Origin of the sequence: Humitalea rosea, assembly GCF_003253705.1 — a bacterium.
Lineage (GTDB): Bacteria > Pseudomonadota > Alphaproteobacteria > Acetobacterales > Acetobacteraceae > Humitalea > Humitalea rosea.
Genome location: NZ_QKYU01000022.1, coordinates 1 through 12,221 on the forward strand (window position 1 = coordinate 1; position 12,221 = coordinate 12,221).

The 12,221-nt window shown below is 68.4% G+C and carries 12 protein-coding genes; 10 read left to right on the top strand and 2 right to left on the bottom strand.

Annotation, left to right across the window (positions count from 1 at the left end; all coding sequences use genetic code 11):
• Positions 1-145: 145 nt before the first annotated feature.
• Positions 146-1,150 carry a tryptophan--tRNA ligase gene (trpS, locus tag C8P66_RS17470; protein WP_111399573.1) on the bottom strand — a complete coding sequence of 335 codons (1,005 nt, stop codon included), beginning with the start codon at positions 1,148-1,150 and terminating at the stop codon, positions 146-148.
• 155 nt (positions 1,151-1,305) lie between these two features.
• Between trpS and C8P66_RS17475 the strand changes: the two genes are divergently transcribed.
• The 8 genes from C8P66_RS17475 to C8P66_RS17510 all read left to right on the top strand — a co-directional run bounded on the left by C8P66_RS17475 (position 1,306) and on the right by C8P66_RS17510 (position 10,085).
• Complete coding sequence (locus C8P66_RS17475) at positions 1,306-2,664, top strand: ABC transporter substrate-binding protein (RefSeq protein ID WP_111399574.1); 1,359 nt, start codon at positions 1,306-1,308, stop codon at positions 2,662-2,664.
• 61 nt (positions 2,665-2,725) lie between these two features.
• A complete protein-coding gene (locus C8P66_RS17480; protein WP_111399575.1) occupies positions 2,726-3,664 on the top strand; it encodes a carbohydrate ABC transporter permease in 939 nt (312 codons plus the stop codon).
• Positions 3,664-4,557: a carbohydrate ABC transporter permease gene (locus tag C8P66_RS17485; RefSeq protein WP_111399576.1), complete on the top strand. Its 894-nt coding sequence runs from the start codon at positions 3,664-3,666 to the stop codon at positions 4,555-4,557. The genes C8P66_RS17480 and C8P66_RS17485 overlap by 1 nt, the downstream gene beginning before the upstream one ends.
• Before the next feature lie 6 nt (positions 4,558-4,563).
• Positions 4,564-5,664, top strand: a complete 1,101-nt coding sequence (locus C8P66_RS17490; protein ID WP_111399577.1) for an ABC transporter ATP-binding protein — start codon at positions 4,564-4,566, stop codon at positions 5,662-5,664.
• Positions 5,661-6,410, top strand: coding sequence for an SDR family oxidoreductase (locus C8P66_RS17495; RefSeq protein WP_111399578.1), 750 nt, complete (start codon positions 5,661-5,663; stop codon positions 6,408-6,410). Before C8P66_RS17490 ends, C8P66_RS17495 begins: the two co-directional genes overlap by 4 nt.
• Before the next feature lie 8 nt (positions 6,411-6,418).
• Positions 6,419-7,504 (top strand): malate/lactate/ureidoglycolate dehydrogenase, encoded by a 1,086-nt coding sequence (locus C8P66_RS17500; RefSeq protein WP_111399579.1) that lies wholly within the window; start codon positions 6,419-6,421, stop codon positions 7,502-7,504.
• Positions 7,471-8,490 carry a Bug family tripartite tricarboxylate transporter substrate binding protein gene (locus tag C8P66_RS17505; protein ID WP_146422939.1) on the top strand — a complete coding sequence of 340 codons (1,020 nt, stop codon included), beginning with the start codon at positions 7,471-7,473 and terminating at the stop codon, positions 8,488-8,490. The genes C8P66_RS17500 and C8P66_RS17505 overlap by 34 nt, the downstream gene beginning before the upstream one ends.
• Positions 8,487-10,085 carry a GMC family oxidoreductase gene (locus tag C8P66_RS17510; protein ID WP_245903647.1) on the top strand — a complete coding sequence of 533 codons (1,599 nt, stop codon included), beginning with the start codon at positions 8,487-8,489 and terminating at the stop codon, positions 10,083-10,085. Before C8P66_RS17505 ends, C8P66_RS17510 begins: the two co-directional genes overlap by 4 nt.
• A gap of 6 nt (positions 10,086-10,091) precedes the next feature.
• Here the strand turns inward: C8P66_RS17510 and C8P66_RS17515 are convergent, their stop codons facing one another.
• Positions 10,092-10,655: a TlpA disulfide reductase family protein gene (locus C8P66_RS17515; RefSeq protein WP_245903648.1), complete on the bottom strand. Its 564-nt coding sequence runs from the start codon at positions 10,653-10,655 to the stop codon at positions 10,092-10,094.
• 26 nt (positions 10,656-10,681) lie between these two features.
• Between C8P66_RS17515 and argH the strand changes: the two genes are divergently transcribed.
• On the top strand, positions 10,682-12,079 hold the full coding sequence (argH, locus tag C8P66_RS17520; protein ID WP_111399583.1) for an argininosuccinate lyase: 1,398 nt from the start codon (positions 10,682-10,684) through the stop codon (positions 12,077-12,079).
• A complete protein-coding gene (locus tag C8P66_RS24865; RefSeq protein ID WP_456303648.1) occupies positions 12,076-12,195 on the top strand; it encodes an LPS translocon maturation chaperone LptM in 120 nt (39 codons plus the stop codon). Before argH ends, C8P66_RS24865 begins: the two co-directional genes overlap by 4 nt.
• The last annotated feature ends 26 nt before the right edge of the window (positions 12,196-12,221 follow it).

A 12,221-nucleotide genomic window follows, 5' to 3' on the forward strand; every position in this document is an offset into this window, starting at 1 on the left:
CCATCGCCAATCGTCCCAAACAGAGCAAAATGCCCAGCAATGCTCAGGCGAAAGCCAGGAAATCGGCCAATCTCGACACGTATTTCCGCAGCCTGCTAACTCGTGGATCGCCGATGCGATCCTGCCTTTCACTGACCCCGCCGCCTCACCGTCGCGGCGGCAAAAACCCCACCAGGCGCTCCGCCTCGGCCACGATCGGGTCGGCGATGGCCGCCGCCCGCTCGGCGCCCAGGTGCAAGGCGGCATCGACCGCCCCCGGATCGGCCAGCAGCCGCCGCATCTCGCCCGCGATGGGGGAGAGGTGGGCGACCAGCGCCTCGGCCAGCGTGTCCTTGAAGGCGCCGAAGCCGCTGCCGCCATACAGGCGCAGCACGCCCGCCGCATCGGTGTCGGTGATCGCGGCCAGGATGCCGACCAGGTTGCGCGCTTCCGCCCGCCCCTCCAGCCCCGCGACCTCGGAGGGCAGGGGCTCGGCATCGGTGCGGGCGCGGCGGATCTTCTGGGCGATGCTGTCCGCGTCATCGGTCAGGTTGATGCGCGACTGGTCCGAGGGGTCGGACTTGCTCATCTTCTTGGTGCCGTCGCGCAGCGACATGACCCGGGCGGCGACGCCGAGGATCATCGGCTCGATCCGCGGGAAGAAGGCCACGCCATAGTCGTGGTTGAATTTTTCCGCGATGTCGTTGGCGAGTTCGAGGTGCTGGCGCTGGTCATCGCCGACCGGAACCGAGGTCGCATGATACGCGTGGATGTCCGCCGCCATAAGATTTGGATAGACATAGAGGCCCGTCGAGGCGGCTTCCCGGTCCTTGCCGGCCTTGTCCTTGAACTGCGTCATCCGGTTCAGCCAGCCGAGGCGGGCCACGCAATTGAAGATCCAGGCGAGCCGGACATGGGCCGGCACATGCGACTGCACGAAAAGGATGCAGCGGGCGGGATCGAGCCCGCAGGCGATCAGCGCCGCGGCCATTTCCCGTGTCGCCTGAGCGAGTTCCGCGGGATTCTGGAAGACGGTGATGGCGTGCTGGTCGACCACGCAGAACAGGCTCTCGTCGCCATTCTGCATCGGCACCCAGTTGCGGATGGCGCCGAGATAGTTGCCGAGGGTGGGGACGCCGGACGGCTGGATGCCGGAAAACACGCGGGGCATGGCTGGCTTTCTGGTGTGCTGCAGGTGCGGTCTGTTCGTCCTCCATTGCCGGCGCGTCAAGGTCAGGCATTGCGCAGGGGGCCCCGGCCTGCCTAGCATCACCGTGGGAAATGGTACCCCGACAAACGGGGACCGGTCTGAGGAGGAGTTCAAGAATGGCAAGCAACGGGATTTCCCGTCGCGCGGCGCTGGGCGCCGGCGTCGCGGGTGTGGCGGCTTCGGCCCTGCCACTGGTGAATGTTCACGCGCAGGGAACCGCCGGCACATTGCGCTGCGGCTTCTGGGACCATTGGGTCCCCGCCGGCAATGGTGCGATGCGGGAACTCTGCGCCGAATGGGGCGAAAAGAACCGCGTCAACGTCCAGGTCGATTTCATCACCTCGGTCGGCAACCAGAACCTGCTGACCATCGCGGCGCAGGCGCAGGCGCGCAGCGGCCACGACATCCTCGCCTTCCCGACCTGGGAGCCGGCGGCCCATGCCGAGCTGCTGGAGCCGGTCGATGACGTCGTCAACCGTCTCATCGGCAAATACGGCCCGATCAACTCCGCCGCCGAATTCCTCGGCAAGCGCGACGGCCATTGGCGCGGCATCCCGACCGTATCCGGCTCGCAGCAGAAAGTGTCCTGCGCGCGCTTCGACCTGATGCAGGAGCATGCGGGGCTGGACATCCGCGCGATGTGGCCGGCCGCCGACGTGCGCGGCCCTGGCGCCGACAACTGGAACTGGGCGACCTTCCTGACCGCGGCGCAGAAGTGCCATGCGGCGGGCTTCCCCTTCGGCCTGCCGATGGGCTCCTTCACCGATGCCGTCGACTGGCTCGGCGCGCTGTTCACCTCGTACAACGCGAAGTTCATCGACGCGGACGGCAAGGTCACGGTCAAGACCGATCCGGGCGTGCGCGCCGGCCTCGAATACATGATCCAGCTGTCGAAGTACCTGCCGGATGACGTCTGGGCCTGGGATGATGCCAGCAACAACCGGGCGCTGATCTCCGGCCGCTCGGCCCTGATCTTCAACCCGCCGTCGGCCTGGGCCGTCGCCAAGCGCGACTCGCCCGATGTGGCCGAGAAGTGCTGGTACATGCCGATGCCCTCGGGCCCGGCCGGGCGCTTCACGCCCTACCTGCCGTATTTCTGGGGCATCTGGAGCTTCAGCCGCAACAAGACCGCGGCCAAGGGGTTGCTGGAATTCCTCTCGGAACGCAGCAGCGCCGAGAAGCAGACCACGATCAGCAGCGGCTACGACATCCCGCCCTTCGCGACCATGTCCGACTTCCCGATCTGGAAGACGGAAGGCCCGCCGGTCGGCGTCGTCTACAACTACCCGATCAAGCCGCATCACAACGCGACCCAGAGCGTCGCCTTCGCGCCCGCGCCGGCGGAGATCGCCGTGCAGGCCTACAACCAGGCGATCAACACCAAGCTCGTCGCCCGCGTGGCGAAGGGTGGCGAGACGATCGACCAGGCCCTGGACTGGGCGGCGCGCGAATTGCGCAACTTCGCCCGCGGCTGATGCGGAACCGGCCGGGGGGGCGTTCTCCCCCCCGTGCCCTCCTGCCTGGAGGATCTGACACATGGCCGCAGACGGCAGCATGGTAGTGCCGGAGACGGGCGACTCATCGGGCAAGGTGGGGTCGCTGCGGCGATTCACGCGGCGTCGCTCGACGATCGCCTTCCTGATGACGACGCCGTTGTTGATCGTGATCGGCGGGCTGGTCGCCTATCCGGCGATGTACGCGATCTATCTCTCGACCCTGAACCGCCGCATGACCCAGAATATCGGGCTCGGCAATTTCGAGATCCTGCTGGATACCGAAACCTTCTGGATGGTGATCTGGCAGTCCTGCATCTTCGCGGTCACCGCGGTGCTGGCCAAGGCGCTGATCGGATTCTGGCTTGCCCACAAGCTGCATGACATCCCGACCAAGGGGCAGCGCAAATGGCGCGGCATGCTGCTCGTCCCCTGGGTGATCCCGCCGGCGCTGTCCACGCTCGGCTGGTGGTGGATGTTCGACCCTTCCTATTCCTCGATCAACTATCTGCTGAACATCTTCGCCGTGCCCTCGGTGCCCTGGCTGGGCGAGGCCAATTGGGCGCGGGTTTCGGTGATCATGGTCAACGTCTGGTATGGCGCGCCCTTCTTCATGATCATGTATCTGGCGGCGCTGAAATCGGTGCCGGAGCAGCTCTATGAGGCCGCGGCCATCGATGGCGCGACCGGCGTGCAAAGGCTGCGGTACGTGACCCTGCCGATGATGCGCAACATCATCTCGATCACCGTGCTGTTCAGCCTGATCGTCACCTTCGCGAACTACGACATCGTGCGCGTGCTGACCAATGGCGGGCCGCGCGACCTCACGCATGTCTTCGCGACCTATGCGTTCCAGGTCGGCATCCTGTCGGGCAACGTGCCGCGCGGCGCGGCTGTCAGCCTCTTCATGTTCCCATTGCTCGCCATCTTCGCCTTCTTCGTGCTGCGTGGCGTGACGAAGCGCACCAAGGAGGAACAGTGATGTCCGCTGTCACGAGCCGGGAAGAACCCGGCATCTACCACAAGGCGGGATCGCTGCATGGCGAGCGACGCTGGGCGATGTGGAGCGCCTATATCTCGCTGATCCTGGCCTCGATCATCTTCCTGGCCCCGCCGGTCTACATGTTCATCACCAGCCTGAAGACGAGCGCCGAGGTCGCCAACCCCGTCGGCAGCCCCTGGCTGGTGCGCGAGCCGACCTTGGACAACTACATCGATCTGCTGACCGACCCGACCTTCCTCGGCTTCTTCTGGAACAGCACGAAGATCACGATCTGCGTCGTGGTGCTGACGATGGTGATCTCCACCCTCGCGGCCTTCGCGCTGGCGCGGATGCGGTTCTGGGGCAGCCAGGCGCTCGCGACCGGTGTGTTCCTGACCTATCTGGTGCCGGAGACGCTGCTGTTCATCCCGCTGTACCAGATCGTCGGCGGGCTTGGGCTGCTGAACTCGGCCTGGGGGCTGGTGCTGGTCTATCCCACGCTCACGGTGCCGTTCTGCACCTGGATCATGATCGGCTATTTCGCCTCCATCCCGAAGGAGCTGGATGAGGCGGCGCTGATCGACGGGGCCAATTGGATGCAGATGCTGACGAAGATCTTCATCCCCGTGGCGATGCCCGGCATCATCGCGGCGACGATCTTCGCCTTCACCGTCTCCTGGGCGGCCTTCGTCTATCCCACCGCCTTCGTCACCACGCCGGACCAGATGCCACTGACCATCGGCGTCGTCTCCACGCTGGTGCGGGCCGATACCTTCGTCTGGGGAAAGATCATGGCAGGTGCGTTGCTTGCGGCCACGCCACCGGTCATCGTCTATGCGTTTCTCATGGATTATTACATCGCGGGCCTTACGGCCGGCGCGACAAAGGGCTGATCCCAGATGGCTGAAGTATCGCTGCGCAAGATCGTCAAGGCCTATGAGGGCAACGTCCAGGCCGTGAAGGGCATCGACCTTGAGATCGCGGACCATGAGTTCGTGGTGCTGGTCGGCCCGTCCGGCTGCGGCAAATCCACCACCCTGCGCATGATCGCGGGGCTGGAGGAGATCACCTCGGGCGATATCGCGATCGGGGGCAAGGTCGTCAACGACATCCCCCCGCGCGACCGGGACATCGCGATGGTGTTCCAGAACTACGCGCTCTATCCGCATATGACGGTCGCGGAGAACATGGCCTTCGGGCTGATGCTCCGCAAATTCCCCAAGGATGAGATCCTCCGTCGCGTGACGAATGCCGCGAAGATCCTCGACATCACGGAGCTTCTTGGCCGCAAGCCGAAGGCGCTCTCCGGCGGGCAGCGGCAGCGCGTGGCCATGGGCCGCGCGATCGTGCGCGACCCCAAGGTCTTCCTGTTCGACGAACCGCTCTCGAACCTCGATGCCAAGCTGCGCGTGCAGATGCGCACCGAGATCAAGAAGGTCCATCAGAAGGTCCGCACCACCACCGTCTATGTCACCCACGACCAGGTCGAGGCGATGACGCTCGCGGATCGCGTCGTCGTCATGAACGGCGGGATCATCGAGCAGGTCGGCCCGCCGCAGGAACTCTACCACCATCCGGCGACGCGCTTCGTCGCGGGCTTCATCGGCAGCCCGGCGATGAATTTCTTTCCCGCGCATCTGATCAATGGTTCGGGCGCGCTGCGGGTGCGGCTGCCCGATGGCACCGAGCTTGCGGTGCCCGCCGAGCGCAGCGCGCGCTACGCGGCCTATGCCGGGCGTGACGTGACCTTCGGCCTGCGCCCCGAACACCTGACCGAGGCCAAGAACCTCGCGCGGGAAAATGTCGAGACGCTGACCTGCACGCCGGAGGTGATCGAGCCGATGGGCATGGAGACGCTGATCCACTTCCGCGTGGGGGGCGAGGAGATCTGCGGTCGTATTGACCCGACCACGGAAGCGGCACCCAATGTGCCTTTGGCGATGGCGGCGGATATGAACTACATGCATTTGCTCGATCCCACGACGGGGCGCGTTCTTTGAGCCTCGCCGGGAAGCGCATCTGGGTCACGGGTGCGGGGTCGGGCATCGGGCGCGCGGTCGCCCAGGCGCTGGCCGCCGAGGGCGCGCGGCTCATCCTCTCTGGCCGCCGGGAGGCCCCGCTGCGCGAGACGGCGGTGCTGGCCGGGCAATCGGATGCGATGATCCTGCCGATCGACCTCACCGATGCCGCCGCGGTGCAGGCCGCGGCCGATGCGGTGGGCGAGATCGACATCCTGGTGAACAACGCCGGCGGCAATCTTCTGCGCCGGCACTGGCACCAGCTGACCGCCGAGGCCGCCCAGGGGATGATCAACCAGAACCTGGTGGCGCCCTTCCTGACCAGCCTCGCCGTGTTGCCGGGGATGCGGGAACGCGGTGGCGGGCTGTTGGTGCAGATCGCTTCCATGGCCGGCAAGCATACGCATCCGGTCTCGGGGCCGACCTATATCGCGGCCAAGCACGGGGTGGTCGCCTTCTCGGCCAGCATCAATGCCGAGAACGGCATCTTCGGCATCCGCTCCACCGCGATCTGCCCGGGCGAGGTGAATACCCCGATCCTCGACCTGCGGCCGCAGAAGATCGCGGCGGATGAGCTGGCGCGCATGTTGCAGCCGGAGGATATCGCCGCCGCGGTGCTCTACGTCTGCCAGCAGCCGCCGCGTGTCTGCATCAACGAGATGCTGGTGACGCCGACGCGGAATCGCGCGAACCTCGCCCTCGCCGAAAGTCTTGCCGCACTACCCTGAAGGATATCATGGCCAGCTACGTCACTGTTCCCATCCCGGTCGCGACCCTGCAGTCGGTGATCGAATCGATTTTCCAGGCGACCGGTTGCGACGCCAAGGAAGCGCATCGCGTCGCCGAGCATCTGATCGGCGCCAACCTCGCCGGCCACGACAGCCACGGCGTCGGCCGCGTGCCGCGTTACGTCGAATGGCTGCAGCAGGGCTTCGTCCTGGCCGGGCAGTCGGTCGAGACCATCACCGATGGCGGCGCCTTCGTGCTGCTGGATGGGAAGTTCGGCCTCGGCCAATCCGTCGCCAGGCAGGCGGCGGCGATCGGCATCGAGCGGGCGCTGGCCAATGGCTCCTGCATCGTGGGCCTGCGCAGCGCGGGCCATGTCGGGCGCATCGGCGAATACGCCGAGCAGGCGATCGAACAGGGCATTCTCTCGATCCATTTCGTCAATGTCGGCGGCAGCGTGCTGGTGGCGCCCTTCGGCGGCGTCGAGCGCCGCTTCTCCACCGCCCCCTGCTGCATCGGCGTGCCGCTGGATGGCGAGCCGGTGGTGCTGGATTTCGCGACCTCGCGCGTCGCGGAGGGCAAGGTCCTGGTCGCCTCCAACGGCGGCAAGCCGCTGCCGGGCGATGCGCTGATCGAGGCGGACGGCACCCTCTCCGGCGATCCGCACACGCTCTATGGCGATTACGAACAGATCGGCCCGCGCAACGCCGCCGGCGGCACCGGCGCGATCCGCGCCTTCGGTGACCACAAGGGCAGCGGGCTTGCGATGATCTGCGAATTGCTGGGCGGCGTGCTGACTGGCAGCGGCGCCTGCGGGCCGATCACCGAGCGTGGCCGCATCTGCAACGGCATGCTGTCGATCTACCTCAGCCCGAAGCATTTCGGCGATGAGGCCGCCTTCCGCGCCGCCGGCCGCGCCTACGTCGATTGGGTGCGCAGCGCGCAGCCCGCCGATCCCGCTTTGCCCGTGCTGGCGCCGGGCGATCCGGAGCGCGCCCTGCGCGCCGAGCGCACGGCCAATGGCGTGCCGCTAAGCCCTGACACCTGGGAAGGAATACGTCGTTGCGCGCAATCACTTGGGGTGGCCGTTCCCTGACCAGCCGGCGTTCGCTGCTGGCCGCACCAGCACTGTTGCTGGCACGGCCGGCCTTCGCGGCCTTTCCTGACCGCGCCATCACGCTCGTCACCGGCTTCGCGCCCGGTGGCAGCACGGATGTCGCGGCCCGGCTGGTGGCCGACCGGATGCAGACCTACCTGCCGGCCGGCACCCGCATCGTGGTGGAGAACCGCGCCGGGGCGGGCGGCACCGTCGCCAGCGAGTGGATGAAGCGCCAAAACCCCGACGGGCACATGCTGATGCTGGTCGAGGCCTCCAGCCACGCGGTCGCGCCCAACGCGATCCGTGGCGGCACGCGCTACGATCCGTTGGCCGATTTCACCCCGGTCGCCATCGTCGGCACCGGGCCGCTGGTGCTGATCACCACCCCGGCCTTCCCGGCGCGGACGCCGCAGGAGGTTGTGGCGGCGATGCGGGGGCTGGGCACGGATGGCATCACCTATGCCTCCTCCGGCGTCGGTTCCATCCCGCATCTGGCCGCCGAGATGTTCCGCCTGGCGACCGGCAGCACCGCGCCCTTCCTGCATGTGCCCTATCGCAGCGGCGGGCAGATGGTCGAGGCCATCGCCAAGGATGAGGGCAGCTTCGGCATCGCCGTGCTGGCCAGCGCCGCGCCGCAGATGCGGGATGGGCGGGTGCGCGGCATCGCCCTGACCAGCGCGCGCCGCAGCCCCGCCTTCCCCGACCTGCCGACCCTGGGCGAGACGGCGCTGCCGGGCTTCGACCTCGGCACCTGGAACGTCATCCTTGCCCCCAAGGGCGCGCCGCCCGAGGTCGTGGCGGTGCTGAATGAGGCGATCACCCGCGCCATCGCCGATCCCGCGCTGAAGCAGCGGCTGCTGATCGCCGGGGTGGATGCATGGGAGGGGCCGAACAGCCCCGCCGATACCGGCGCCTTCATGGCCGCCGAGCTGGCGAAATTCCGCGAGGTGGTGGCGCGGACCGGCGTCCAGCTCGACGCTTGAGCGACGCGGATGTCCTGCCCGATGTCCTGATCGTCGGTGGCGGCAGCGCCGGCTGCCTGCTGGCCGCGCGGCTGTCGGAGGACCCTAGCCGCCGCGTGCTGCTGCTGGAGGCGGGGCCCTCGGGCAAGGGCGATCCCTGGATCGCGCTGCCCATGGGCTATGCCAAGCTCTTCGGCAGCGGCAAGTACAACTGGGGCCATGAGACCGAGCCCCAGGCCCATCTGAACGACCGCCGCATCCCCTGGCCGCGCGGCAAGGTGCTGGGCGGCAGCGGCAGCGTGAACGGGCTGGTCTTCCTGCGCGGCGCGCCGACCGACTATGACCGCTGGGCCCAGGCCGGCGCCCGCGGCTGGGCCTATGCCGATGTCGAGCCGGTGTTCCGCAGCCTGGAAACCTGGGCCGGGCCACCCAATCCGGCGCGCGGCGCGGCGGGGCCGATCCATGTGACCGAGCCGCGCCGGCTGGCCCCGGCCGCGCGCGCCTTCATGGAGGCCGCCATTGCCGCGGGCCTGCCGCGCAACCCCGATTTCAACGCCGGCACCCCGATCGAGGGGGTGGCGCCGGTGCAGATGAACACCGAGAACGGCTACCGCTCCTCCTCCGCCCGCGCGCTGCTGGCCCCCGCCATGGGGCGGCCGAACCTGCGCGTCGAGACCGGGGTGATGACGCATCGCATCCTGATCGAGGACGGGCGCGCCGTGGGGGTCGAAACCTCGCGCGGCGTGTTCCGCGCCGCCAAGGAGGTCGTCATCTGCGCCGGGGCGATCGAAACGCCGAAACTGCTGATGCTGTCGGGCATCGGCGATGGCGCGGCGCTGAACGGGCTGGGCATCCCGGTGGTGCATCACGCGCCCGATGTCGGCGCCAATCTGCAGGATCATCTGGTCGGCAAGTTCATCTACCGCACCCGCCCCTGTGGCACGCTGAACGAGATCATGGCCAGCAATGTCGCCAAGGCGCGGATGGGGCTGGACTGGCTTTTCGCCCGGCGCGGCCCGCTCTCGATCGGCGCCGGCGAGACCAATGCCTTCGCCGCCGTGACCCCGGGGGCGGAGGAGGCCGAGGTGCAGTTCCTCTTCGTGAATTTCTCGACCTTCAACTACGCCGAGGGGCTGCATCCCTTTCCCGGCGTGCTGTTCAACTATGGCCAGTGCCGGCCGGACAGCCGCGGGACCATCACCCTGCGCAGCCCCGAGCCCTCCGACAAGCCGCTGATCGACCCCAACTACCTCGACCATCCCAATGATGTGCGGGTGATGCTGGCCGCCGCCCGCATGGGCCGGAAGATCGCCGCCCAAGACCCCTTCGCCGGGCTGGTCGAGGCCGAGCTGCGCCCGGGGCCCGAGGCGCAGGATGACGAAGCGCTGCTGGCCAATATCCGCGCCACCGCCACCACCGTCTTCCACCCCTGCGGCACCGCCCGCATGGGCAGCGACGACCGCGCGGTGCTGGACCCGCAGCTGCGGCTGCGCGGGGTCGCGGGGCTGCGGGTCGCCGATGCCTCGGCGTTTCCGCTGATCCCCTCGCCGAACATCCAGCCGGCGGTGCTGATGGTGGCCGAACGCGCGGCGGCGTTTATCCGCGCCGGGCGCTGAGGCCGGTCAGGTCTGGCTGGTGGCCGCCGCCGCCGCCCCGCCCAGGCGCCGGATCGCCGCCACCAGCTCCGGCTGGTCCCACGCCGCCCCACCTTCCAGCCGCGCCCGCTCCCGCCCCATCCGGTCCACGATCACCGTGGTCGGCAGCCCGCGCACGCCCAAGGCCCGCGCCGCCGCCCCGCGCGGGTCGAGCCAGATCGACAGGCTCCGCAGCCGGGTCCGCTCATAGAAGGGTGCCACCTGCGCCCGCCCGCCGCGATCGGAGGAGAGCGGCAGCACCACCACCCCCTCAGGCCCCAGCATCGCCGCCAGCCGGTCCAGCGCCGGCATCTCGGCGACGCAGGGCGGGCACCAGGTCGCCCAGAGGTTGATCACCAGGATTTTCCCCGCGTATTGCGCCGGCCCGGCGGGCGCGCCCACGCCATCGGTCCAGGCCAGCCCCTCCGGCAATGCCTTGGGCGGCGATTCCTCCAGCCGGCCCAGCCCCTCCGCCGCTGCGAATGCTGGACGCGCGGCGCCCAGCATGGTGAGAGTGCCCAGGGATGCCAGCATCGCGCGGCGTCGGGTCACGAACGGCACAGGGCGTTTCCTTCCAGATGTCAGCAACGAAAACAGTCGGTAACGCGTCATGGGGCGGCCGCTACGCGGAAGGCCCATCCGCCATCATGCAGGCGATCAATGCCAGCATCGGCTTTGACCGCAAGATGTGGCGCCAGGATATCCGTGGCAGCCTCGCCCATGCCGCCATGCTGCATCATGTGGGGATCCTCACCGCCGCGGAGGAGGCCGCGATCCGCGACGGCCTCGCCGCCATCGGTCACGAGATCGAGGAGGGCAGCTTCCCCTTCTCCGAGGCGCTGGAGGACATCCACATGAATGTGGAGGCGCGGCTGACCGAACGCATCGGCGAGCCCGGCAAGCGCCTGCACACCGGCCGCAGCCGCAATGACCAGGTGGCGCTGGATGTGCGGCTCTGGGTGCGGGATGCGATCGACGGGCTGGACGGCCAGATCGCCGATTGCATGGCCGCCCTGGTGGACCGCGCCGAGGAGCATGCGGCGAGCGTGATGCCCGGCTTCACCCATCTGCAACCGGCGCAGCCGACCACCTTCGGGCATCATCTGCTCGCCTATGTCGAGATGCTGGGCCGCGACCGCTCGCGGCTCGCGGATTGCCGGGCGCGGATGAACGAGAGCCCGCTGGGGGCGGCCGCGCTCTGCGGCACCGGCTTCCCGATCGACCGGCACATGACGGCCACCGCGCTTGGCTTCGACGCCCCGATGCGCAACAGCCTCGATGCCGTCGCCTCGCGCGACTATGCCATCGAGTTCCTGTCGGCCTGCGCCATCTGCGCCACCCATCTGTCGCGGCTGGCGGAGGAGATGGTGCTCTGGACCAACCCCTATTTCGGCTTCGTGAAGCTGTCGGACGCCTTCACCACCGGCAGCAGCATCATGCCCCAAAAACGGAACCCGGATGCGGCCGAGCTGGTGCGCGCCAAGACCGGACGCATCAACGGCAGCCTGGTCGGGCTGCTGACGGTGATGAAGGGCCTGCCCATGACCTATGGCAAGGACATGCAGGAGGATAAGGAAGGCCTGTTCGACGCCGCCGAATCCCTCGCCCTGGGCCTCGCCGCCACCGCCGGCATGGTGCGGGACATGAAGCCCGATGTGGCCCGGCTGCGGGAGGCCTCGCGCGCCGGCTTCTCCACCGCGACGGATCTGGCCGATTGGCTGGTGCGGGAGCTGCGCCTGCCCTTCCGCGACGCGCATCACATCACCGGGCGTCTGGTCGCCGAGGCGGAGCGCCAGGGCTGCGACCTGCCCGAATTGTCACTGGCCACCATGCAGGCGGCCCATCCGGGGATCACCATGGACGTGTTTTCGGTTCTGAGCGTGGAGGCCTCGGTCGCCTCGCGCACCTCCTTCGGCGGCACCGCGCCCGTGAATGTGCGGCGCGCGGCGGCGTGGTGGCGGGAGCGGCTGGCGTGAAAGCGGCGCTGCTGCTGGCGATCCTGGCCCTGGCCGCCTGCGGCAAGGTCGGGCCGATCCACCCGGCCGGGCCGCCGGAGCAGATCATCTATCCGCGGAGTTACCCGACGCGCTGAGGGAACTTCTTGGCAAGGGCCGGGCA